We start from the raw sequence: 21644 nt of genomic DNA on the forward strand, positions 1-21644 counted from the left end.
CTCCTTTCCCTGGGTTGTCGGCCGTCAGTCGATGGCCAGGATGATGTGGGCGGCGTCGATCAGGGCGCAGGCGGGCATGCCGGGCCGGAAGCCCAGCGCCTCGGCGCTCGGCCGGGTGATGATGGCGGTCAGCGTCTTGCCGCCGCCGATATCGAGCGTGACCTCGCTGTTGACGGCCCCACGCTCGCAGCGCGTCACCACCCCCTCCACCCGGTTGCGGACGGAGGTGCGGCGCGCCTCGTCGATGGGGGCCAGGATGACGAAGGAGGATTTGATCAGCGCTGTCGCCTCGCGACCGGGGATCAGCCCCAGCTCGCGCACGCTGTCGCGGGTGACGATGGCGGTGAGCGTCGTGGTCGCCGACAGGGTCAGCGCCACCTCGGCGTTGACCGCGCCGTCGGTGACGGCGGCTATGGTGCCGCGCAGCGCGTTGCGGGCGCTGGTTCGCATGAGGAATCCCCACATCAGATAGGACGCCGACAGGCCGGTGCCGGCCAGTTCCGGCTCCAGCACCCGCAACGCGCGCGCCAGCTCCGCCTCCAACCGGTGGAAGGTCTGCACCAGCCGCAGCCCCTCCTCCGTCAGGGTGGCGCCGCCGCCGCGCCGGCCGCCGGTCTGCGCGGCAACCAGGGGGCGGCCGAACAGGTTGTTCATGGCGTCGATGGCGTCCCAGGCGGCCTTGTAGGTGATGCCGGTCGCCCGCGCGGCTGCGGAGATGCTGCCCTCCCGCCCGACCGCCTCCAGCAGGCGGATGCGCTCGCGCCCCACCGGGGATGCGTTGTCCGCGCCGAAGGAAAGCCGCGCCTCGACCACCACCCCGCTGCCTCCGCCTATCGCTGTATAGCTGTACTACATAACGGTGAGCATACGCTGCACCGCAACGATCCGCCCTGCGACAGAATGGCGCTATTCCCGCCGGGACACAACGGTGTTGTAGTGGCCCTCTCTCCCCTTTCGCCCCGACCGAGGATGGCGCCGATGACCGCCCCCATCACCGAAGAGACCGTCGCCCGGCTGGTGGATGTGTTCTACGAGCGCGCGCGGCGGGACCCGCTGCTGGGTCCGGTGTTCGACCAGGCGATCGAGGATTGGGACGGGCACCTCGCGGTCATCGGGCGTTTCTGGTCCGCGCACCTGATCGGCGGGCCGCACGGCGGCGGCCGAATGTTCATGGCGCACGCGCAGCTACCCATAGAGCCCGCGCATTTCGACCGCTGGCTGGCCCTGTTCGACCAGACCGCGGCGGAGCTGCTGCCGCCCGATGCGCACCGGAAAGCCATGAAGACGGCGAACCACGCGGCCTCCAGCCTGAAGGCCGGGCTGTTCACGGTGCCGGGGGTGCGGTTCGGAAAGCCACGGGGGGATGTGGGGTAAGGCGGCGCCGGTCCCCACCCCGGCCCTCCCCCATCGTCGACGGGGGAGGGAGAGGGCTACAGGATGAACTTCGAGAGGTCGGTGTTCTTCGCCAGATCGCCGACGTGGGTGCTGACGTAGGCGGCGTCGATCGTCACCGTCTGACCGGCGCGGTCGGAGGCGGCGAAGCTGATCTCCTCCAGCAGCCGCTCCATCACCGTGTGCAGACGCCGCGCGCCGATGTTCTCCACCGTCGAGTTGATCTCGGCGGCCAGCCGGGCCAGCTCGTCGATGGAATCGTCGGTGAAGTCCAGCGTCACCTCCTCGGTGGCGAGCAGGGCCTTGTACTGCTTGATCAGGCTGGCTTCCGGCTCGGTCAGGATGCGCTTGAAATCGTCGCGGGTCAGCGGCTTCAGCTCGACCCGGATGGGCAGGCGGCCCTGGAGCTCCGGCAGCAGGTCGGACGGTTTGGCGACGTGGAAGGCGCCGGACGCCACGAACAGCACATGGTCGGTCTTCACCGGCCCGTGCTTGGTGTTGACGGTGGTGCCCTCGATCAGCGGCAGCAGGTCGCGCTGCACGCCCTCGCGGCTGACGTCGGCCCCGCCCTTGGTCTCCGACCGGGCGGAGATCTTGTCGATCTCGTCCAGGAAGACGATGCCGTTCTGCTCGACCGCGTTGATGGCTTCCGAGACCACCTTCTCCTGGTCCAGCAGCTTGTCGGACTCCTCCTGCATCAGCACGTCGTAGGATTCGGCCACCGACATCCGCCGCGTCTTGGTGCGGTTGCCGAAGGTCTTGCCGAAAATGTCGTTCAGGTTGAGCATGCCCATCTGGGCGCCGGGCATGCCGGGAACGTCGAAGGTGGGCAGCATGCCGGACCCGGTGTCGGCCACCTGCACCTCGATCTCGCGCTCGTTCAGCGTGCCCTCGCGCAGCATCTTGCGGAACTTCTGCCGGGTCTCGGTGCTGGCGTGCTCGCCGCACAGCGCGTCGATGACGCGCTCCTCCGCCCGCACCTCGGCCTTGCTGGCGACCTCCTTGCGCAGCCGTTCCCGGGTCATGGAGATGGCGATCTCCACCAGATCGCGGATGATCTGCTCGACGTCGCGGCCGACATAGCCGACCTCGGTGAACTTGGTCGCCTCCACCTTCAGGAAGGGGGCCTGCGCCAGCTTGGCGAGGCGACGGGCGATCTCGGTCTTGCCGACGCCGGTCGGGCCGATCATCAGGATGTTCTTGGGCAGAACCTCCTCCCGCAGCCCCTCGGGGAGCTGCTGGCGGCGCCAGCGGTTGCGCAGCGCGATGGCGACGGCGCGCTTGGCCTCGTGCTGGCCGACGATGTAGCGGTCGAGTTCGGAGACGATCTCGCGCGGGCTGAAGGAGGTCATGGTCGGCACGGGCCCCGGCTGGTCGGCAGGCTGGTCGATAGGCGGCTTGGTGCTGCGGTCGAAGCTGGTCATCAGAGCTTTTCGAGGGTGACGTTCCCGTTGGTGTAGACGCAGATGCCGGCGGCGATCCGCATCGCCTTGCGGGCGATCGCCTCGGCGTCCATGTCCTGCACATCGATCAGGGCGCGCGCCGCCGACAGGGCGAAGGCGCCGCCGGAGCCGATGCCGATCAGCCCGTCCTCCGGCTCCAGCACGTCGCCGTTGCCGGTCAGCACCAAGCTGACGCTGGCGTCGGCCACCGCCATCATCGCCTCCAGCCGGCGCAGGTAGCGGTCGGTGCGCCAGTCCTTCGCCATCTCCACGCAGGCGCGGGTGAGCTGGCCGGGATGCTGCTCCAGCTTCGCCTCCAGCCGCTCGAACAGGGTGAAGGCGTCGGCCGTGGCCCCGGCGAAACCGGCCATCACGGCACCGCCGGCCAGCCGGCGCACCTTGCGCGCGTTGGACTTCATGACCGTCTGGCCGAAGGACACCTGCCCGTCGCCCGCGATCACCACCGAGCCGCCCTTGCGGACGCTGATGATCGTCGTACCGTGCCATTGGATGGGGTCGTGTGCGTTCATGGGACCGTTGGAATGGAAGGAAAAGACCCGAAGGCCCCCTGGTGTGCGTGTTGGCTAATGTGGGAGACGCAGGCACGGGGTCAATACGGGAACGACCGGTGGCCGGGTACGGCGGGCACCGCAAGGCGGCTTCATCGCGGGCCGGATCCCAGCGATCCGGCGGGTTTCGCTCAATCCCTGGGCTTGCCCAGCATCCGCCCGAGGTCGCGCCCGCCGACGACGTGGTAATGCAGGTGCTGGACCTCCTGGTGGGCGTTTCGACCGCAGTTGGACAGAACGCGGTAGCCGGTTTCCACCAGCTCGGCCATGCGCGCGACCTCGCCCACCGCCCGGAAGAAGTCGGCGACCTCGGCGTCGCTGGCCTTGGTCGTGAAATCGTCCATCCCGATGTAGGCCCCCTTGGGGATGATCAGGATGTGGGTCGGCGCCTGCGGGCCGATGTCGTGGAAAGCCAGAGAATGCTCGGTCTCCAGCACCTTGCGGCACGGGATCTCGCCGCGCAGGATGCGGGCGAACACGTTGTTGGGGTCGTAAGGCTGGGTCATCGCGTCCTCCGCTGGCGTCAGCCGGCCTTGGGCCGGGCGTTCTTCTCGTCGATGCCGCTGGTGCCCTCGCGCGCGGCGAGCTTGGCGTAGACCTCCTCCGGCGCCACGCCCGCGTCGGCCCACAGCACCATCAGGTGGTAGAGCAGGTCGGCCGACTCCGACACCACGCCGTCGCGGTTGCCGCGGACCGCCTCGATCACCGTCTCCACCGCCTCCTCGCCCAGCTTCTGGGCGATCTTCGGCGTGCCGCGGCTGTAGAGCTTGGCGGTGTAGGAGCTGGACGGGTCGGCACCCTTGCGCGCCAGCACGGTGGCGTGGAGACGGTCGAGCACCGCCGCGGTGGCGCGCTCCTCAGCCATGCACGGCCTCCGCGGCGCGGATCGGGCGCACGGGGATGCCGGCGGCGGCCATGGCGGCCTTCACCTGCCCGATCGTGTAAGTGCCGAAATGGAAGATGCTGGCGGCCAGCACCGCGGTGGCGTGCCCCTCGCGGATGCCCTCCACCATGTGCTCCAGCGTGCCGACGCCGCCGGACGCGATGACCGGGATGCGCAAGCTGTCGGCGACCTTGCGGGTCAGCTCCAGGTCGAAGCCGCTCTTGGTGCCGTCGCGGTCCATGCTGGTCAGCAGGATCTCGCCGGCGCCGTAGGATTCCATGCGGGCCGCCCACTCCACCGCGTCGATGCCGGTGGCGCGGCGCCCGCCGTGGGTGAAGATCTCCCAACGGTCCGGGGCCACCCGCTTGGCGTCGATGGCGACCACGATGCACTGCGAGCCGAACTTCTCCGCCGCCTCGCGCACGAACTCCGGACGGGCGACCGCGGCGCTGTTGATCGACACCTTGTCGGCCCCGGCCAGCAGCAGCTTGCGGATGTCCTCCACCACGCGCACGCCGCCGCCGACGGTCAGCGGCATGAACACCTGCTCGGCGGTGCGGCGCACCACGTCGTAGATGGTGTCGCGGTTCTCGTGGCTGGCGGTGATGTCGAGGAAGGTCAGCTCGTCCGCCCCCTCCCGGTCATAGACGCGGGCCTGCTCCACCGGATCGCCGGCATCGACCAGATCGACGAAGTTCACCCCCTTCACGACCCGGCCGTCCTTGACGTCCAGGCAGGGGATGACGCGCATCTTCAGCATGTCACCCGACCTCCCCCGGCGCCGGGGCGCCGAGCAGCGCCAGCGCCTCGGCCGGCTCGATGCGGCCGTCGTAGAGGGCGCGGCCGCAGATGACGCCCTCGATGCCGCTGTCCTCCTCCTTCTTGAGCGCCACCAGATCGTCCATGGAGGAGACGCCGCCGGACGCGATCACCGGGGTGGTCAGGTGGAAGGCGAGGTCGGCGGTGGCTTCCACATTCACCCCGCCCATGGCGCCGTCGCGGTTGATGTCGGTGTAGATGATGGCGGCGACGCCGGAATCCTCGAACTTCAGCGCCAGATCGAGCGCCTTGATGTTGGAGGTCTCGGCCCAGCCGGCGACCGCGACGTAGCCTTCACGGGCGTCGATGCCCACGGCGACGCGGCCGGGGAAGGCCTTGCACGCCTGCTTGACCAGCTCCGGGTCGCGCAGCGCGATCGTGCCGAGGATCACGCGGCGCACACCCTTCTCGATCCACATGCCGATGGTCTTCAGGTCGCGGATTCCGCCGCCGAGCTGCACCGGGATGGTGACGGACGCCAGGATGCGGTCGACGGCCTCGGCGTTGACCGGGCGGCCGGCGAAGGCGCCGTTCAGGTCCACCAGATGCAGCCACTGGAAGCCCTGGCCCTGGAAGCGGGCGGCCTGCTCCCCGGGGTCGGTGTTGAACACGGTGGCGTGCGACATCTCACCGCGCACCAGACGCACGCAGGCGCCGTCCTTCAGGTCGATGGCAGGGTAGAGGATCATGGCGGCGTTTCGTCCGGTTCCGTCGGGATCAGGTCCTTGAAGTAGAAATGGCCGGCGACCGTACGGCCGTCGACGCGGGCGTAGCGCGGGTGGGTGCCCCAGCGGCGGAAGCCCAGATGCTCGTAGAGCGTGATCGCCGCCTCCTGCGTCGCCCGCACGTCCAGGTTCAGCACGGCGAAGCCCTCCTCCCGCGCCGCCGCCTCCACCGCCAGCGTCAGCTTGCGGGCCAACCCGTGGCCGCGCGCCCAGGGGGCGACGAAGCCGGTGGTCAGGGTGGCGGCGTGGGCCTGCGCCTCGTTGTTGCGGGGCGGCTTCACGAGCTGGGCGGACCCGCAGATCACGCCGTCCAGCCGGCCCACGAACAGGATGCGCTCCGGCACCACCAGCACGCCCTTCCAGTAGCGCTCCATCACCTCGCGCGCCGGCGGCTCCAGCCAGCCGAAGCCGCCGCCGCTGCGGATGGCGTCGTCGGCGGCGTCGCACAGATCGTGCAGGTCGCCCGTCTTCAGCTTGTCCACCCGCTCGACGCCGACGCTGGTCCCGGCCATGGCTCACACCCGCCAGGACAGGAAGTTGGCGATCAGGCGCAGACCGGTTTCCTGGCTCTTCTCCGGGTGGAACTGGGTGCCCACCAGATTGTCGCGCCCGACCACAGCGGCGAAGGCGCCGCCATAGTCCGCACTCGCCAGCCGGTGCGCCGGATCGGCGCAGGCGAGGCGGTAGGAGTGCACGAAATAGGCGTGCTCGCCATGGTCCAGACCGGCCAGCACCGGGTGCGGGTGCTCGATGCGCAGCTCGTTCCAGCCCATGTGAGGGATCTTCAGCGCCGGATCGGCCGGTTCCAGGGGCCCCACGTCGCCGGGGATCCAGCCGAGCCCCGCGTGCACGCCGAACTCCAGCCCCCGCTCCGCCATCAGCTGCATGCCGACGCAGATGCCGAGGAAAGGCCGGCCACCGCGGATGACCGCCTCCTCCAGCGCCTCGCGCATGCCGGGCACGTCGGACAGGCCGCGCATGCAGTCGGCGAAGGCGCCGACGCCGGGCAGCACCACACGGTCGGCGTGGCGCACCGCGTCGGCGTCGGCCGTCACCAGCACCTCGAAACTCTTGCCCGACTCCGCCGCCGCCCGCTCCACCGCCTTGGCGGCCGAGCGCAGGTTGCCGGAGCCGTAATCGATCAGCGCGATCACCGCCATGGCCGTTCCCCTAGAGCGAGCCGCCGAGCGTGCCCTTGGTGGAGGGCACGGCGTCGCGCTTGCGCGGGTCGATCTCCACTCCGGCGCGCAGCGCGCGGGCCAGCGCCTTGTAGCAGCTTTCCACGATGTGGTGGTTGTTCAGCCCGTACAGCGTCTCGACGTGCAGCGTCACGCCGGCGGCCATCGCGAAGGCCTGGAACCACTCGCGGAACAGCTCGGTGTCCATGTCGCCGATCTTGTCGCGGGTGAAGGCGACGTTCCAGATCAGGTAGGGGCGGTTGGAGAAGTCCAGCGCCACGCGGGTCAGCGTCTCGTCCATCGGCACATAGGCATGGCCGTAGCGCTGGATGCCCTTGCGGTCGCCCAGCGCCTTCGCCACCGCCATGCCGATGGCGATGCCGCTGTCCTCGGTCGTGTGGTGGAAGTCGATGTGCAGGTCGCCCTCCGCCAGGACCGTCAGGTCCACCAGGCTGTGGCGGGAGAGCTGCTCCAGCATGTGGTCGAGGAAGCCGACGCCCGTCTTCACGTCGTAGACGCCGGTTCCATCCAGGTTCACCGCCACCCGGATGCGGGTCTCGGTGGTGTTGCGTTCGATCGTGGCGCGCCGCGCGCCGGCCGCTGTCTGGTCCATCCGCCATTCCTAGCAGGAAGCCGCGCGCCATGCCAGCGGATGGCGGCGTGTCCGCGGCGGCGCGTGGCACCGTGCGTTGCGCGCGGGCGCTGCACACGCTAGCATACCATACACTTTATACGAGCATATCCCGCTATGCGACCCGTCCTCGCCAGCCTGCTCCCCGTGACCGTCCTCGTGGCCGCCTGCGCCGGCATGGACCGGCCGGAGCCTGCCGCGGCCGTGGCACCGGTGCCGCCCGGCTCCACCGAGCCGATCCGCTTCGACGACCTGCGGCTGGTGGAGATGCGGCGGGGGGAGGAGGTGGGGCGCTATGTCTTCGGGCTCGACTGCGTGCCGCCCTACGACGTGCTGTTCTGGACCACCGGGCGCAACCTGCACGAACAGGGCACCTACCAGGCACGGTTCCGCGAGGCGCTGACCGGGGCGGGGTTCGACGTGGCCGGGGCCGGCGGTGGATCGCTCGACCGCGGGACCGACCGCAAGCGCGCCCGCTTCACCGTGTCGGGCGAGCTGCGCGACCTGCGCATGGAGCTGTGCCGGCGCGTGCACTGGCTGACCGGAGCCAGCCAGGGCGAGAGCGGTGAGGGCACGGCGCGGGTCGACTGGTCGGTGCACCGGGTTTCGGACGGACGGCTGGTCCATCGCGCGACCACCATTGGCAGCGCCGCCCTCGACCACGGCGTGCCGCAGGGCCGCGTGCTGCTGGTGGAGGAGGCGTTCCTGGACGCCGCCCTGAAGCTGGCCGCCGATCCCGCCTTCCGCAACGCCGTGGCCCGGCCGGGAGCGGCGTTCGGACCGCCGGCGGACCCGTCCGCCGCACCCCCTGCCGCGCCCGCCGCCGCCCCGGCCACGACTCCGGCCATTGGTACCGCCGCACCGCCCGCGGATCCGTCCGCACCCATGCCGCTGGTGCCCGCGGCGGCACCCGACGGCCCCGGCATCCTGCTCACCCCGGCGCCGTCGGGCACGCGCGTCGCCGCCCGCGGGGAGACACTGACCGAGGCCATCCTTCAGGTCGGCCATGGGCGCGGGGTGGTGGTGGGAACAGCGGACGGCGGATCCCTCGTCCTTGCCACCACGGCGGCGGCCGGACGCGACGACCAGGTGTCCGTGCACCCGGCTCGCGGGGTGATTCTGGACGGCACGGTGGAGCGGCGGGACGGGCTGGCGGAACTGGTCCTTCTGCGGGTTCCCGCCCGGCTGACCGCCCTGCCCCTGCGCACCGATCCCCCGGCCGTGAGCGAGCGGGTGCGGGTGGCGGTGACCGGGGGTACGGCGCTGACCCCCGGTATCGTCGCCCGGCTGGAGCCGGGGGCCGGTGCGGGCGACGCGTCGGACCTCGGCTACGCCGATCTGGCCGGTGCGCGGGTTACGGCCGGCGATCCGGTGCTGGACGAGGCCGGCCGGCTGATCGGCGTGACCCTACCCGTCCCCGCCATGCCCACACCGGCGCGCAGCGGACTGGTTCCCTTCGCGCCCATTGGCCCGCTGCTGTCGCGGATGGGGGTCACGGTGCGGACCGACGGCAGCGGGCCGTGACCCGCAACGCCATGTCCAACGCTACGACGACGGCCCAACGCCCTTCGGCAGCAGCAACCAGTACTGCCCGTTGCTCTTCATGCGGCCGGCGCGCTCCTCCGCCTCCGGGCCGTAGCCCCAGAAGACGTCGCCGCGGACGGGGCCGCGGATGGCGCCGCCGGTGTCCTGGGCGACCATCAGCCGCTGCAGGCGCCTGGCGTTGTCCAGCGGGTCCTCGGCGTCGAGCCAGACGGGGACGCCGTAGGGGATGAAACCTCGGTCGACGGCGAGGCTGCGGCCGGCGGTCAGCGCCACGCCCTGGGCGCCCATCGGCCCCTCGCCCTTCAGCTCCTGGAAGAAAACGTAGGAAGGGTTCTTGTTCATCATCCCGGCCGCGTCGGCGGGGTTGGCCTTCAGCCAGGCGCGGATCGACTGGAGTGACACCTCCTCCCGCTTCAGCACGCCGCGGTCGATCAGCTCCTTGCCGATGGCGACATAGCGGTGGCCGTTCTGGCCGGCGTAGCCGACCCGCATCTGGGTCCCGTCGGGGAAGGTCACCCGGCCGGAGCCCTGGATGTGCAGGAAGAAGACGGCGATGGGATCGGCCGCCCACAGCAGCTCCAGCCCCTTGCCGGTCAGCGACCCGGCCTCGATCGCCGCGCGGTCCTCGTAGGGGCGCAGGCGGCCGTCGATGACCCGGCCGGCGGTGCGCTCCCCCTTCCACTTGTCGGAGAATTCTCCGAGGTCGACCATCACGAGGTCGATGGGCTTGCGGTAGAGCGGTGTGGGAAAGGCCGGGTCGGGGCCGCGGGAGCCTTTCAGCTCCACCTCGTAATAGCCGGTGAAAAGGCCGGTCCGCCGGTCGCCGTTGGCGGCGGCGTAGGGACGGAACCATTCCTCGAAGAAGGCGCGGGCGGTGACGTCGTCACCGGCGGGAAGGGCGGCCAAGCGCCGGCAGACCGGGCGCCAGTCGGCCACCGTGCCGCCGACACCGTCCGGCCCCAGCTTGCGGTCGTCCGGCTGTCCCTTCAGACGGTCGCAGGAACGCTTGAAGGCGGGAACGGCCTGCGCCACCGCATCCGTGTTCCAGCCGGGAAGATCGGCGAAGCCGCCGGGCTTCAGCGTCAGCCGGTCGGGAACCGGCTCCGCCGGCTTGCGCTCGCACCCGGCAACCGCGAGTGCGGCCACGCCGAGCAGCGCGGCCGCACCGTGTGCGGCCATTCGACGCAGGGTGGTCATAGGCCGGGATCAGGACGGGACGCGGGTTTCGACCAGGAGCCAGTTGGGATCGCGCGAGCGGATGTTGCGGGCGAAGGTCCAGATGTCGGTGACCTCCACCACCTTGTCGGCGTCCCCCTCCGCCACGGCGCCATTGCGGTCGCGGGTGACGTTCATCTGGTCGGACACGAACTTGACCGTCAGGAAGGCCGTCCGGCCATCCAGCCGCGCCTCCACCACGTCGGCGTCACGGATACGATCGATGCGCGTTTCCAGCGTTTCCCCGGCGTTCTGCCGCTCGCGGATCGCGCCGGCGAAGTTGTCGTAGACATCGTCGGACAGCAGCGGACGCAGCGTCGCCGTATCGGCCTTGGCGAAGGCTTCCACCACCATGGTGAAGGCGGCCGAGGCGCCCTGGATGAAGATCTTCTCGTCGAAGGAAGGGTCGGCGCTGCGGATCTGCGCCAGCGAGGCGGCCAGCGACAGCGGCTCGCCCGCGTCGGCCGGCGCACCGTCGATGGGGCGCACGCGGTCGGGCAGCGGCACCACGTTGTCCGGGCCGTTCGGCTGGGGGCCGTTCTGCTGCGGGCGGACCGGTGGCGTGTAGGGGTTCGGCCGCTGACGCTCCTCGCCGGTGCGCCGTCCGAGCACGCTGCGCAACCGGTAGACCAGGAACGCCGCGATCATCGCGAAGATGACAATCTCAATGAACACGAATCCACCACCGTCCATCGCCCAAATCCTCTCGGGTTTGCCCTGGACCCTCCGACGGGCGAGCATTAAGTGTAACGCACCGCACTGCGAGCCGCACGCACAATCCCGACGCCGCACCGGACACAACGTCGGAACACAGATAGGCCCTCGGCCCCACCAGAGCAAGGATGCGCATGAATCCGCTTCTGATCTTCCTGATTCTTCCGGTGCTCGAAATCGCCCTGTTCATCCAGGTCGGTGACTGGATCGGGCTTTGGCCGACGGTACTGCTGGTGATCGTGGCGGCCTTCCTGGGAACCGCGCTGATCCGTCGGCAGGGGCTTTCGGTCCTGCGCCGCGCCCAGACGGCGGCCGACCGCGGCGAGGCGCCGGTGGGTGCGGTGTTCGAGGGGTTCTGCATCGTCGTTGCCGGCGTGCTGCTGATCATCCCCGGCTTCCTGACCGACATCGTCGGTCTGGCGTTGTTCGTGCCCTTCCTGCGCAACGCGCTCGGCCGCTGGCTGTTGGACCGGTTGCGGCGGAGCGGCGGCATGCGCGTGTGGGTGAACGGCCGCGACATGGGTGACGGCTCCGGCCGCCCCGGCGGCACGCCCCGCCCGCCCCCCGGCGTGATCGACGCCGAGTACCGCGAGGTGCGGACGCCCGACGACGACGTGCCGGAAATCGGGCAGTCGCGCTGGCGACCGGGGCCTCGCGACGGCGGGCCGGAGCCGCACTGAATCCACGCGCCGCGACGACGGCGCACGGTTGTCGCCGCAACGCGATCCGTGCTAGCCACGCGGCTTCCGACACCCGTCATCAGAAGGCCGCAACCCGGCCGGGAGTTCCATGATGTCCGAACAGGCGACCAACGGCCAGGACCAGGGCGGGCCGGCCGCCCTTCCGCTCCACGTGCTGGCCCAGTACGTGAAGGATCTGTCCTTCGAGAACCCCAACGCTCCGCAGAGCCTGATGGCCGGCCAGCCGCAGCCGCAGGTGAACATCAGCGTCGACGTCCAGGCCCGCCTCGCCGCCGACGACATCTACGAGGTGGTGCTGGAGCTGCGCGCCGAGGCCAAGCAGGCGGAGACCACCACCTTCATCGTCGAGCTGTCCTACGGTGGCCTGTTCCAGCTTCCCGGCGTGCCGGAGGAGCATCACGCCCCGCTGCTGATGATCGAGGGTGCGCGGATGCTGTTCCCCTTCGCCCGCGCCATCGTGGCCGAAGCGACGCGTGACGGCGGCTACCCGCCGCTGATGGTCAACCCCATCGACTTCGTGGACCTGTTCCGCCGCCGCGCCGCCGCCGCTCAGGCGCAGCAGGCCACCGGGCAACAGCCCCCGTTCTGACGCCGTCGTCGCCGCCCCCCTTCCCGGGCACGCGCGCGAGGAGGGGGCGGTGGCATATTGTTCGCGGATTCGGCGCAAAACGTCATAAAATGCGCGTTGTTGGGGCACATGTTATCGGCCTATACCCTCATATTCCGATAGTTGGTCGGACATACAAACGAAGGGTATAAGCCATGCTCCCACGCTTCAATGCCGCCCTGCTTCTGTCCGCAATCGGCCTCACCGTCGGCATGACCGGTGTGGCGCAGGCCGCGAACGTGACCGTCTGCTTCGAGAAGGCCGTCTCCGAGGTCGCGCTGGTCAGTGGCCTCACCGGTGTCGAAAGCGCCGTCGTGATCAACGATCCCAACGGCAACGCTCTCTTCAAGGCCAACAACTATTACAAAAACGGCGCCGGCTCCTACTGGACCTCCGGTCTGCCGCAGACGATCACGCTGCCGGCCGGGTGCAGCACCTTCTATTTCATGATGAAGACGACCCCACTGGACGGCAAGGCCGGCTGGATCTGCAACGGTCCCGTTGCATCGCCCGGCGAGCTTACCGTGATCTACGGTTCCGTGGGGAAGACCTCGACACCCTCCGCTCTGGCGATCGTGCCGGGCACCCCCAACGACGGCAAAACCGATCTCAGTGCCGCTTGCCCGCGCGGCTGGTAACACCGCCGCCAACCGAGAGGGGGTGGAACCGGTCATCCGGCTCCACCCCGACGGGCTACTGGTTCATCGATTCGAAGAACTCGCCGTTCGACTTGGTGTGCTTGAGCTTGTCGAGCAGGAAGTCGACCGCGTCGGTCACGCCCATTGGCATCAGGATACGGCGCAGGATCCACATCTTGGAGATGGTGCCGCGGTCGACCAGCAGCTCCTCCTTGCGGGTGCCGGATTTGGAGATGTCGATCGCCGGGAAGGTGCGCTTGTCCGACAGCTTGCGGTCGAGGATGAGCTCGGAGTTGCCGGTGCCCTTGAACTCCTCGAAGATCACCTCGTCCATGCGGCTGCCGGTGTCGATCAGCGCGGTCGCGATGATGGTGAGGGAGCCGCCCTCCTCGATGTTGCGGGCGGCACCGAAGAAGCGCTTCGGCCGCTGCAGCGCGTTGGCGTCGACACCGCCGGTCAGCACCTTGCCGGAGCTGGGCACCACCGTGTTGTAGGCGCGCGCCAGGCGGGTGATGCTGTCCAGCAGGATCACCACATCGCGCTTGTGCTCGACCAGCCGCTTGGCCTTCTCGATGACCATCTCGGCCACCTGCACGTGGCGGGTCGCCGGCTCGTCGAAGGTGGAGCTGATCACCTCGCCCCGCACGGAGCGCGCCATGTCGGTCACCTCTTCGGGCCGCTCGTCGATGAGCAGCACGATCAGGTAGACCTCGGGGTGGTTGGTGGCGATGGAGTGGGCGATGTTCTGGAGCATCACCGTCTTGCCGGTGCGCGGCGGCGCCACCACCAGCGCGCGCTGCCCCTTGCCCAGCGGGGCGACCAGATCGATGATGCGCCCGGTCAGGTTCTTCTTGGTGGGATCCTCGACCTCCATGCGCAGCCGCTCCTCCGGGTAGAGCGGGGTCAGGTTGTCGAAGTTGATGCGGTGCCGCACCTTTTCCGGCGCGTCGTAGTTGATCGTGTTGACCTTGAGCAGGGCGAAGTACCGCTCCCCGTCCTTGGGCGCCCGGATCTGCCCCTCCACCGTGTCGCCGGTGCGCAGTCCGAAGCGGCGCACCTGGCTGGGGCTGACGTAGATGTCGTCCGGTCCCGCGAGATAGTTGGCCTCCGGCGAGCGCAGGAACCCGAACCCGTCCTGAAGCACCTCCAGCACGCCGTCGCCGTAGATCGGCACGTCGTTCTCGGCGAGCTGTTTCAGGATCGCGAACATCATGTCCTGCTTGCGCAGGGTGCTGGCGTTCTCGATCTGGAGCTCCTCCGCGAACGCCAGAAGCTCGGCGGGGCTCTTGCACTTCAACTCTTGCAGATGCATGGGGGGCCTATGGTGGAGCGGGGGAGTTGGCCGGATTCCCGTGGCGACGGCGGGCGTCGTGTCGGGAGGCGTTCGGCGGGGGCGGGAGCGTTGCGCTCATCCGCAGCCGCGCCCGGCATCATGAGGCGGGGGCCAGACGGACACCCGGTGGGGAGGCCGGGCATCGGGTGCTTGATCGGGTACTTGGAATACACGAACGAATTCCGCGAGACTCGCGCCCTGCGGATTGACATGGGTTAGCCCAAGCCGGGCGGCAAGTCAAACGAAAGCGGAATCCGCATGTCGCGAGCGGCGCTACACGTTGCCGCAGCCCTCTGGACGGCGCCGGCCCCTCCTCCGATCTGCAAGCGTAGGCCCACAAACAATCTGGAAAGGCCGCCATGCCCCCCCGAACCGACCTCCCCCTCCCCGCCGACCATTCCTGGCACGCTCTGCCGGTGGCCGAGGCCATGGCCGCGCTGGAAAGCAGCGACGCCGGGCTGTCCGCGACGGAGGTGGAGCGCCGCCGCGCGCGTTTCGGACCGAACCGCATGACCCCCCCGGCGCCCCGCCCGGCCTGGAAACGCCTCCTGGCCCAGTTCGACAACATCCTGATCCATGTGCTGCTGGCCGCGGGCGTGGTGGCGCTGGCGCTGGGCGAGGTCACGGACGCGTCGGTGATCGCCGCCGTCGTGCTGGTCAACGCGCTGATCGGCTATGTGCAGGAGGGCAAGGCGGAGCAGGCGCTGGATGCCATCCGCGCCATGCTGTCGCCGCAGGCGGTGGTGGTGCGCGACGGCGCGCAACGCACCGTGGCGGCGGAGGAACTGGTCCCCGGCGATCTCGTCCTCCTCGCCCCCGGTGACCGGGTGCCGGCCGACCTCCGTCTCCTCCACGCCAGGACGCTGCGCGTGCAGGAGGCGGCGCTGACCGGCGAATCGATGCCGGTCGCCAAGGCGGCCGATGCCGTAGCGACCGCCGCACCGCTGGCCGAGCGCACGGGCATGGCCTATTCCGGGACGCTGGTGACCCAGGGCCAGGGGTCGGGGGTGGTGGTCGCCACCGGCGACGCCACCGAGATCGGCCGCATCGGCGCCCTGTTGGCGCGGGTGGAGACGCTGACCACCCCGCTGCTGGCGCAGATGGCGGTCTTCGGGCGTTGGCTCACCGTCGGGATCCTGGCGCTCGCGGGGGCGGTCTTCCTGTTCGGCACGCTGGTGCGCGACCTGCCTTGGGGCGAGATGGCGCTGGCCGCGGTGGGGCTGGCGGTCGCGGCGATCCCGGAGGGGCTGCCGGCGGTCATGACCATCACGCTGGCGATCGGCGTCACCCGCATGGCGCGGCGCAACGCCATCATCCGCCGCCTGCCGGCGGTGGAGACGCTGGGTTCGGTCGGGGTGGTCTGTTCCGACAAGACCGGCACCCTGACCCGCAACGAGCTGACGGTGCAGACCGTCGGCACCGCCGTCACGACCTACGCGGTCGGCGGCAGCGGCTACGAGCCGCACGGCACCGTGACCCGCGAGGGCCGGCCGGTCGATGCGGTCGGCGACCCGCTGCTGGCCGCCCTGGCCGAGGCCGGGGCGCTGTGCAACGACGCCGAGCTGGCGCGGCTGGAGGACGGATCCTGGGCGCTGACCGGCGACCCCACCGACGGCGCCCTCCTGACGCTGGCGCTGAAGGCGGGGGTAGACCCGCAGCAGCGGAACCGGCAACGGCCCCGCACCGACGCCATCCCCTTCGATTCCGAGCTGAAGTTCCAGGCCACCCTGCACCACGACCACGCCGGCCACGGGGTGATCCTGGTGAAGGGCGCGCCGGAGCGCGTGATCGCCATGTGCGCCGACGCGCTGGGCGCCGACGGGCCGGAACCGCTGGACACCGACTGGTGGCAGGCCCGCACCGACGCCATGGCGATGGAGGGGCAGCGGGTGATCGCGCTCGCCCGCCGCGGGGTGATGCCGGACCACCGGGACCTGTCCCTGGCCGACGTGGAGGAGGGGCTGACCCTGCTCGGCCTGTGCGGTCTGATCGATCCGGCGCGGGAGGAGGCGGTGACCGCCGCCGCGGCCTGCCGGGCCGCCGGCATCCGGGTCAAGATGATCACCGGCGACCACGCCGTCACCGCACGTGCCATCGGCCGCCGCTTCGGGCTGGGCGTCGACGGCGCGGTGGTGACCGGGCCGGAGCTCGACCGGATGGACGAGGCGGCCTTTGCCGAGGCGGCCCGCAGCGCCGACATCTTCGCCCGCACCACACCCGAGCACAAATTGCGGCTCGTCACGGCGCTCCAGGCCGACGGGCACGTGGTCGCCATGACCGGCGACGGGGTGAACGACGCGCCCGCCCTCAAGCGCGCCGACGTCGGCGTCGCCATGGGCCGCGCCGGCACCGAGGCGGCGAAGGAGGCCGCGGCGATGGTGCTGGCGGACGACAACTTCGCCTCCATCGCCCACGCGGTGGAGGAGGGACGCACCGTCTACGACAATCTGCGCAAGACCATCCTGTTCATGCTGCCGACCAACGGCGCGCAGGCGCTGGTGCTGATCGCGGCCATCCTGGCCGGCTACACCCTGCCGATCACGCCGGTGCAGATCCTGTGGGTGAACATGGTCACCGCGGTGACGCTGGGCCTGGCGCTGGCCTTCGAGCCGCCGGAGACCGGCGTGATGGCCCGCCCGCCGCGCCCGCCGGGAGAAGCGATCCTGCCGCGCTTCCTGATCGGCCGCATGCTGCTGGTGATGGCGCTGCTGGTCGCCGCTTCCTTCGGGCTGTTCCTGCACGAGGAGTGGCGCGGCTCCAGCCTGGAGCGGTCGCGCACCCTGGCGGTCAACGCCCTGGTGGCGGGGGAGATCGCCTTCCTGTTCAACGCCAGGGCGATCATGGCGAGCGTGCTGAACCGGAAGGGACTGTTCGGCAGCCGTCCCGTCTGGATCTCCGTCGCCCTGATCATCGCCCTCCAGGCGGCCTTCACCCACGCACCGCCGATGCAGGCGCTGTTCGGGACGGAGGCGCTGGGCCCCGCCGACTGGCTGGTGCTGATGGGCGTGGCGGCGGCGGTCCTCCTCACGGTCGAGGCGGAGAAGGCGCTGTCCCGCCGCCGTGCCGCGGTCAGAACGGCTTGACGATGACGAAGATGACGATGCCGATCATCAGCACCGTCGGCACCTCGTTGATGACGCGGTAGTAGGTGGCGCTGCGGGTGTTGCGGTCGGCCTCGAAGGTCTTGCGGGCTTTCGCCAGCATCCCATGCACGGCGAGCAGGCCGACCACGAAGGTCAGCTTGGCGTGCAGCCAGCCCTGCTGGAACCAGCCGGGTTCCAGCACCAGCAGCCAGATGCCGAACACGAAGCTGGCGATCATCGCCGGGTTGATGATCGCCTTCAGCAGGCGCCGCTCCATGACCTTGAAGGTCTCCGACTGCGGCGAACCCACCGGTGCCGCACAGTGATAGACGAAGAGCCGGGGCAGATAGAGCATGCCCGCCATCCAGGCGATGATGCTGATGACGTGCAACGCCTTGACCCAGAGATACAGCACGGTGTCGTCCCTCGCGGTTGATGCGCCTCAAACGATTTCCGGCCAGGCGCGCAGCAGATGCGCAAGCTCGGCCACATGCTCGGGCGGCGTCTGCGGCACCACGCCATGGCCCAGGTTGAAGATGAAGGGCCGGCCGCCGAACACTTCCAGGATCTCCAGCGCCGCGTCGCGCAGCGCCTCGCCGCCGGTGACGAGGTGGATCGGATCCAGGTTGCCCTGCACCGGCAGGCGCGTCTGGAGCGTCCGCGCGGCCCAGACCGGCGGCACCGTGGTGTCCAGCCCGATGGCATCGACCCCGCTCTCGCTGGCGTAGATGTCGTACTGCAGGCCGGCACCACGCGGGAAGCCGATGACCGGCACCGTCGGGTGCAGCGCCTTGAAGCGCGCGACGATGCGCCGTGTCGGCTCCAGCACCCAGCGCCGGAAGGGACCGGGCGGCAGCACCCCGGCCCAGCTGTCGAAAAGCTGCACCGTCTCCGCCCCAGCGTCCACCTGCGCGGCGAGATAGTCGGCGGTGACATCGACCAGCAGATCGATCAGCGCGCCGAAGCCCGCCGGGTCGCGGTAGGCCCAGCCCTTGACCTGCGCGAACTCCTTGGAGCCTCCGCCCTCGACCATATAGCACGCCACGGTCCAGGGAGCGCCGGCGAAGCCGATCAGAGCCGTGTCCTCGGGGATGGCACCGCGGATGCGCCGCACCGCCTCGTAGACCGGCTGGAGGCGCTCGTGGAAGCCATCGCGCCGGAGACGGGAAAGCTCGGCCGCGCTGCGCACCGGATCGAGCTTCGGCCCCTCCCCTTCCTGGAAGGTCAGGGCCTGACCCAGCGCGTGCGGCACCACCAGGATGTCGGAGAACAGGATGGCGGCGTCCATCCGGTAGCGGCGTAGCGGCTGCAGCGTGACCTCGGTCGCCAGCTCCGGATTGTAGCAGAGGTCGAGGAAGCCGCCGGCCTGGGCACGCACCGCCCGGTACTCCGGCAGGTAACGCCCGGCCTGTCGCATCAGCCAGAAGGGCGGACGCTGCTGCGCGTTGCCGGCAAGCGCGTCGAGGAAGGGTTTCTGGCGGTCGGTCACGGCTGGTTGTTCCTTGGCGCTGGGCGATCGGTTCACACCACAGTTTCACTATTCTTTTTAGAGTTTGATTGGAAGAGATAGAGGATGCCTGTGGATGACGGGAATCCTCGCAATCCCCGGAATCATCCACAACGCGCCGCGGCTGCGGCCGGCCGACCGGCGGCTCTGTGGACGACTCCGGCCCACTTTCGCCGTCCACCGCGGGAATGCTATAGCTGGGCGTGCGGGAGTCGTGGGGATAAGAGTCCGTCCCCGCGCCGTTGTCCACGCGATGCGGTGGGTTCGGCCGGGTTGTTCGTCGGGGGGCGGGATCCGGGACGGGCGGTACCGGCTTGGTGGATGGTTTGACGGACCCCCGCGTTGTGCACCGGTCGTCCAGGGTTTACCCACAGGGTGTTGGGGATGATGAAGCAGTTCCATCTACATCTTGTGTCCGACGCGACGGGCGAGACGATCAACAGCGTCGCGCGGGCCTGCGTGATCCAGTTCGACCAGGTGCGCCCGGTCGAGCATTTCTGGAATCTCGTGCGCACCGACCGGCAGCTCGACCTGGTCCTCGAGGGGATCGAGTCCCACCCCGGCCTCGTCATGTTCACGCTGGTGGACGAGGCGTTGCGCCGGCGGCTCCAGGATTTCTGCCGGGAGATGCAGGTGCCCTGCATCCCGGTGCTGGATCCGCTCATCAACGCGCTGGCCGCCTATCTGGGGTTGGAATCGCAGCGTCAGCCGGGACGCCAGCACGCGCTGGACGCCGAGTATTTCGGCCGCATGGACGCGATGGAGTTCGCGCTGGCCCACGACGACGGGCAGTCGAGCTGGAACCTGCACGAGGCCGATGTGATCCTGATGGGCGTCTCGCGCACCTCGAAGACACCGACCTGCGTCTATCTGGCCAACCGCGGCATCAAGGCGGCCAACGTGCCCATCGTGCCGGGTTGTCCTCTGCCACCGGAGCTCGACAAGCTCACGCGGCCCCTGATCGTCGGGCTGACCAAGGACGCCGACCGGCTGATCCAGATCCGCCGCAACCGGTTGAAGCTGCTGAACCAGGGCGAGGGGTCGAGCTATGTCGACCCGGAGATCGTCCGCAACGAGGTGACGGAGGCCCGGCGCATGTTCACGCGCCGTGGCTGGCCGGTGATCGACGTGTCCCGCCGCTCCATCGAGGAGACGGCGGCCGAGATCATGATGCTGCTGGCGCGGCGCCAGTCCGGCGGGCTGGTCGGGAAGGAGCCGCCGAAATGACGGCGGTGGTCCTGGCGTCGGGCTCGCGCACCCGGGCGCTGATGCTGGAGCAGGCGGGCGTGACGGTGAGCTGCCACCCGGCCGCGGTCGATGAGGAGGAGGTGAAGCTCTCCTGCAGGGCCGAGGGCCTGCCGGTCGAAGCGGCGGCCGAGGCGCTGGCCGAGCTGAAGGCGATGCGCGTCACCCGCCGTCACCCCGGCGCGCTGGTGATCGGCGCCGACCAGATGCTGGAGTGCGAGGGCGACTGGTTCGACAAGCCGGCCGACCGGGCGGCGGCGCGCGACCAGCTCCTGCGGCTGCGCGGCCGGACCCACCGGTTGGTGAGCTGCGCGGTGGTGGTGCGCGATGGCGAGCGGCTGTGGCACCAGGTGCAGAGCGCCCGGCTGACGGTGAGGCCCTTCACCGAAGCCTTCCTGGACGACTATATCGACCGTGCGGGCGAGCGGGTGCTGGGCTCCGTCGGCTGCTACCAGATCGAGGGGTTGGGGGCGCAGCTCTTCAGCCGGGTGGAGGGCGACTGGTTCACCATCCTCGGCATGCCGCTGCTGCCCCTTCTGGGTTTCCTGCGCGCGCATGGAGTGCTGGTGGAATGACGCAGACCGGTAGAACGTTGGTGGCGGGCGTGATTGGCTGGCCGGTGGCGCATTCGCGCTCACCGGCGCTGCATGGGCATTGGTTCGAACGGTACGGCGTCGACGGCGTCTATGTCCCCTTCCCGGTTCCGCCCGGCCGGGGAGAGGCCGCGGTGCGCGCTCTGGCGGCGCTGGGCATCCGGGGCTGCAACGTCACGGTCCCGCACAAGGAGGCCGCGGCGCGCGCGGTCGACCGGCTCGACTCCACGGCGCAGCGCATGGGTGCGGTGAACCTGATCATCGTTGGCGAGGACGGCTCTCTGGAGGGCCGCAACACCGATGGGTTCGGCTTCATCGAGAACCTGAAGGCCACCATCCCGGGGTGGCGGCCGGAGGCCGGACCCGCGGTTGTGCTGGGAGCCGGGGGGGCGGCGCGCGCCGTGCTGGTCTCGCTGCTCGACGCTGGCGTGCCGGAGATCCGGCTGCTCAACCGCTCCCGCGCGCGTGCCGAGGGTCTGGCGGAGGAGTTCGGCGGGCCGATCCGGGTGGGGGAGTGGGTTTCACGTGAAACATTGCTGGATGGTGCGGCGCTGCTGGTGAACACCACGACGCTGGGCATGGGCACGAACGAGCCGCTCGACCTCGACCTCGCCGCCCTGCCCCGCGACGCCGTGGTCTACGACATCGTTTACAACCCGCTGGTCACGCCGCTGCTGGAGCACGCCCGCGCTCGCGGCAACCCGACCGTCGGTGGTCTCGGCATGCTGTTGCATCAGGCGCGTCCGGCCTTCGCCGCGTGGTTCGGCATCGACCCCGCGGTCGACGCCGATCTGGAACGCGCGGTGCTCGGGGGTTAGGCGGGG

Annotated in this window: 24 protein-coding genes; 9 read left to right on the plus strand and 15 right to left on the minus strand. The window is 70.0% G+C overall.

The features are described 5' to 3' along the window. Positions 1-24 precede the first annotated feature (24 nt). Positions 25-816, minus strand: coding sequence for a TOBE domain-containing protein (locus HL658_RS10935; RefSeq protein ID WP_180282021.1), 792 nt, complete (start codon positions 814-816; stop codon positions 25-27). Positions 817-978: 162 nt separating this feature from the next. Between HL658_RS10935 and HL658_RS10940 the strand changes: the two genes are divergently transcribed. Beyond that, positions 979-1374 carry a group III truncated hemoglobin gene (locus HL658_RS10940; RefSeq protein ID WP_180282020.1) on the plus strand — a complete coding sequence of 132 codons (396 nt, stop codon included), beginning with the start codon at positions 979-981 and terminating at the stop codon, positions 1372-1374. 56 nt (positions 1375-1430) lie between these two features. Here the strand turns inward: HL658_RS10940 and hslU are convergent, their stop codons facing one another. The 9 genes from hslU to hisB form a co-directional block, all read right to left on the minus strand. Then, positions 1431-2744, minus strand: coding sequence for an ATP-dependent protease ATPase subunit HslU (hslU, locus tag HL658_RS10945; RefSeq protein WP_180282199.1), 1314 nt, complete (start codon positions 2742-2744; stop codon positions 1431-1433). Between the two features lie 71 nt (positions 2745-2815). Further along, entirely contained in the window at positions 2816-3364 is a 549-nt protein-coding gene (gene hslV / locus HL658_RS10950) for an ATP-dependent protease subunit HslV (protein WP_180282019.1), read from the minus strand. Between the two features lie 170 nt (positions 3365-3534). Beyond that, positions 3535-3909 (minus strand): histidine triad nucleotide-binding protein, encoded by a 375-nt coding sequence (locus tag HL658_RS10955; RefSeq protein ID WP_180282018.1) that lies wholly within the window; start codon positions 3907-3909, stop codon positions 3535-3537. Between the two features lie 17 nt (positions 3910-3926). Next, positions 3927-4268 carry a phosphoribosyl-ATP diphosphatase gene (locus tag HL658_RS10960; protein ID WP_180282017.1) on the minus strand — a complete coding sequence of 114 codons (342 nt, stop codon included), beginning with the start codon at positions 4266-4268 and terminating at the stop codon, positions 3927-3929. Beyond that, positions 4261-5046 (minus strand): imidazole glycerol phosphate synthase subunit HisF, encoded by a 786-nt coding sequence (gene hisF, locus HL658_RS10965; RefSeq protein WP_180282016.1) that lies wholly within the window; start codon positions 5044-5046, stop codon positions 4261-4263. Before hisF ends, HL658_RS10960 begins: the two co-directional genes overlap by 8 nt. Position 5047: 1 nt before the next feature. After that, positions 5048-5794: a 1-(5-phosphoribosyl)-5-[(5-phosphoribosylamino)methylideneamino]imidazole-4-carboxamide isomerase gene (gene hisA, locus HL658_RS10970; RefSeq protein ID WP_180282015.1), complete on the minus strand. Its 747-nt coding sequence runs from the start codon at positions 5792-5794 to the stop codon at positions 5048-5050. Further along, complete coding sequence (locus tag HL658_RS10975) at positions 5791-6342, minus strand: GNAT family N-acetyltransferase (protein WP_180282014.1); 552 nt, start codon at positions 6340-6342, stop codon at positions 5791-5793. The genes hisA and HL658_RS10975 overlap by 4 nt, the downstream gene beginning before the upstream one ends. Positions 6343-6345: 3 nt before the next feature. Beyond that, a complete protein-coding gene (gene hisH / locus HL658_RS10980) occupies positions 6346-6990 on the minus strand; it encodes an imidazole glycerol phosphate synthase subunit HisH (RefSeq protein WP_180282013.1) in 645 nt (214 codons plus the stop codon). Positions 6991-7000: 10 nt separating this feature from the next. Continuing rightward, positions 7001-7621, minus strand: a complete 621-nt coding sequence (hisB, locus tag HL658_RS10985; protein ID WP_180282012.1) for an imidazoleglycerol-phosphate dehydratase HisB — start codon at positions 7619-7621, stop codon at positions 7001-7003. Between the two features lie 135 nt (positions 7622-7756). On the opposite strand from hisB, the gene HL658_RS10990 reads away from it, so the two are divergent. Next, a complete protein-coding gene (locus tag HL658_RS10990) occupies positions 7757-9163 on the plus strand; it encodes a trypsin-like peptidase domain-containing protein (RefSeq protein WP_180282011.1) in 1407 nt (468 codons plus the stop codon). A 21-nt stretch (positions 9164-9184) separates the two neighbouring features. On the opposite strand, the gene mltA is transcribed toward HL658_RS10990, so the two are convergent. Both mltA and HL658_RS11000 read right to left on the minus strand, forming a co-directional pair. Further along, positions 9185-10381 (minus strand): murein transglycosylase A, encoded by a 1197-nt coding sequence (gene mltA, locus HL658_RS10995; RefSeq protein WP_180282010.1) that lies wholly within the window; start codon positions 10379-10381, stop codon positions 9185-9187. Between the two features lie 9 nt (positions 10382-10390). Next, complete coding sequence (locus HL658_RS11000) at positions 10391-11074, minus strand: Tim44/TimA family putative adaptor protein (protein WP_343055058.1); 684 nt, start codon at positions 11072-11074, stop codon at positions 10391-10393. A gap of 173 nt (positions 11075-11247) precedes the next feature. On the opposite strand from HL658_RS11000, the gene HL658_RS11005 reads away from it, so the two are divergent. From HL658_RS11005 to HL658_RS11015, 3 genes are all read left to right on the plus strand, one after another. Continuing rightward, the gene (locus tag HL658_RS11005; RefSeq protein ID WP_180282008.1) at positions 11248-11793 is read left to right on the plus strand and encodes an FxsA family protein; all 546 of its coding nucleotides are present in this window, start codon (positions 11248-11250) and stop codon (positions 11791-11793) included. Between the two features lie 109 nt (positions 11794-11902). Next, positions 11903-12403: a protein-export chaperone SecB gene (secB, locus tag HL658_RS11010; protein WP_343055059.1), complete on the plus strand. Its 501-nt coding sequence runs from the start codon at positions 11903-11905 to the stop codon at positions 12401-12403. 173 nt (positions 12404-12576) lie between these two features. Further along, the gene (locus HL658_RS11015; protein ID WP_180282006.1) at positions 12577-13059 is read left to right on the plus strand and encodes a hypothetical protein; all 483 of its coding nucleotides are present in this window, start codon (positions 12577-12579) and stop codon (positions 13057-13059) included. A gap of 55 nt (positions 13060-13114) precedes the next feature. Here HL658_RS11015 and rho read toward each other — a convergent pair whose 3' ends face one another. Further along, entirely contained in the window at positions 13115-14371 is a 1257-nt protein-coding gene (rho, locus tag HL658_RS11020) for a transcription termination factor Rho (RefSeq protein WP_180282005.1), read from the minus strand. Positions 14372-14751: 380 nt separating this feature from the next. Here rho and HL658_RS11025 point away from each other — a divergent pair, with 380 nt between their 5' ends. Then, positions 14752-17475 carry an HAD-IC family P-type ATPase gene (locus HL658_RS11025; RefSeq protein WP_180282004.1) on the plus strand — a complete coding sequence of 908 codons (2724 nt, stop codon included), beginning with the start codon at positions 14752-14754 and terminating at the stop codon, positions 17473-17475. Here HL658_RS11025 and hemJ read toward each other — a convergent pair. Both hemJ and hemE read right to left on the minus strand, forming a co-directional pair. Next, positions 17462-17890 carry a protoporphyrinogen oxidase HemJ gene (gene hemJ / locus HL658_RS11030; protein ID WP_180282003.1) on the minus strand — a complete coding sequence of 143 codons (429 nt, stop codon included), beginning with the start codon at positions 17888-17890 and terminating at the stop codon, positions 17462-17464. The two genes, HL658_RS11025 and hemJ, sit on opposite strands and share 14 nt — an antisense overlap. Positions 17891-17917: 27 nt before the next feature. Further along, complete coding sequence (gene hemE / locus HL658_RS11035) at positions 17918-18964, minus strand: uroporphyrinogen decarboxylase (RefSeq protein WP_180282002.1); 1047 nt, start codon at positions 18962-18964, stop codon at positions 17918-17920. Positions 18965-19369: 405 nt separating this feature from the next. Here hemE and HL658_RS11040 point away from each other — a divergent pair, with 405 nt between their 5' ends. Genes HL658_RS11040 through HL658_RS11050 form a run of 3 tightly spaced genes read left to right on the plus strand, consistent with a single transcriptional unit; the run spans position 19370 to position 21638 of the window. Then, positions 19370-20209 (plus strand): pyruvate, water dikinase regulatory protein, encoded by an 840-nt coding sequence (locus HL658_RS11040; protein WP_180282198.1) that lies wholly within the window; start codon positions 19370-19372, stop codon positions 20207-20209. Beyond that, a complete protein-coding gene (locus HL658_RS11045) occupies positions 20206-20802 on the plus strand; it encodes a Maf family protein (protein WP_180282001.1) in 597 nt (198 codons plus the stop codon). The genes HL658_RS11040 and HL658_RS11045 overlap by 4 nt, the downstream gene beginning before the upstream one ends. Beyond that, positions 20799-21638, plus strand: a complete 840-nt coding sequence (locus HL658_RS11050) for a shikimate dehydrogenase (protein WP_180282000.1) — start codon at positions 20799-20801, stop codon at positions 21636-21638. The genes HL658_RS11045 and HL658_RS11050 overlap by 4 nt, the downstream gene beginning before the upstream one ends. Positions 21639-21644 lie beyond the last annotated feature (6 nt).

It is taken from the genome of Azospirillum oleiclasticum (assembly GCF_013423485.1).
Taxonomy (GTDB): domain Bacteria; phylum Pseudomonadota; class Alphaproteobacteria; order Azospirillales; family Azospirillaceae; genus Azospirillum; species Azospirillum oleiclasticum.

Coding starts and splice junctions, on each gene's coding strand:
- HL658_RS10940 (WP_180282020.1), top strand. CDS start 979: ATGACCGCCCCCATCACCGAAGAGACCGTCGCCCGGCTGGTGGATGTG.
- hslU (WP_180282199.1), bottom strand. CDS start 2,744: ATGACCTCCTTCAGCCCGCGCGAGATCGTCTCCGAACTCGACCGCTAC.
- hslV (WP_180282019.1), bottom strand. CDS start 3,364: ATGAACGCACACGACCCCATCCAATGGCACGGTACGACGATCATCAGC.
- HL658_RS10955 (WP_180282018.1), bottom strand. CDS start 3,909: ATGACCCAGCCTTACGACCCCAACAACGTGTTCGCCCGCATCCTGCGC.
- HL658_RS10960 (WP_180282017.1), bottom strand. CDS start 4,268: ATGGCTGAGGAGCGCGCCACCGCGGCGGTGCTCGACCGTCTCCACGCC.
- hisF (WP_180282016.1), bottom strand. CDS start 5,046: ATGCTGAAGATGCGCGTCATCCCCTGCCTGGACGTCAAGGACGGCCGG.
- hisA (WP_180282015.1), bottom strand. CDS start 5,794: ATGATCCTCTACCCTGCCATCGACCTGAAGGACGGCGCCTGCGTGCGT.
- HL658_RS10975 (WP_180282014.1), bottom strand. CDS start 6,342: ATGGCCGGGACCAGCGTCGGCGTCGAGCGGGTGGACAAGCTGAAGACG.
- hisH (WP_180282013.1), bottom strand. CDS start 6,990: ATGGCGGTGATCGCGCTGATCGATTACGGCTCCGGCAACCTGCGCTCG.
- hisB (WP_180282012.1), bottom strand. CDS start 7,621: ATGGACCAGACAGCGGCCGGCGCGCGGCGCGCCACGATCGAACGCAAC.
- HL658_RS10990 (WP_180282011.1), top strand. CDS start 7,757: ATGCGACCCGTCCTCGCCAGCCTGCTCCCCGTGACCGTCCTCGTGGCC.
- mltA (WP_180282010.1), bottom strand. CDS start 10,381: ATGACCACCCTGCGTCGAATGGCCGCACACGGTGCGGCCGCGCTGCTC.
- HL658_RS11005 (WP_180282008.1), top strand. CDS start 11,248: ATGAATCCGCTTCTGATCTTCCTGATTCTTCCGGTGCTCGAAATCGCC.
- secB (WP_343055059.1), top strand. CDS start 11,903: ATGATGTCCGAACAGGCGACCAACGGCCAGGACCAGGGCGGGCCGGCC.
- HL658_RS11015 (WP_180282006.1), top strand. CDS start 12,577: ATGCTCCCACGCTTCAATGCCGCCCTGCTTCTGTCCGCAATCGGCCTC.
- rho (WP_180282005.1), bottom strand. CDS start 14,371: ATGCATCTGCAAGAGTTGAAGTGCAAGAGCCCCGCCGAGCTTCTGGCG.
- HL658_RS11025 (WP_180282004.1), top strand. CDS start 14,752: ATGCCCCCCCGAACCGACCTCCCCCTCCCCGCCGACCATTCCTGGCAC.
- HL658_RS11040 (WP_180282198.1), top strand. CDS start 19,370: ATGAAGCAGTTCCATCTACATCTTGTGTCCGACGCGACGGGCGAGACG.
- HL658_RS11045 (WP_180282001.1), top strand. CDS start 20,206: ATGACGGCGGTGGTCCTGGCGTCGGGCTCGCGCACCCGGGCGCTGATG.
- HL658_RS11050 (WP_180282000.1), top strand. CDS start 20,799: ATGACGCAGACCGGTAGAACGTTGGTGGCGGGCGTGATTGGCTGGCCG.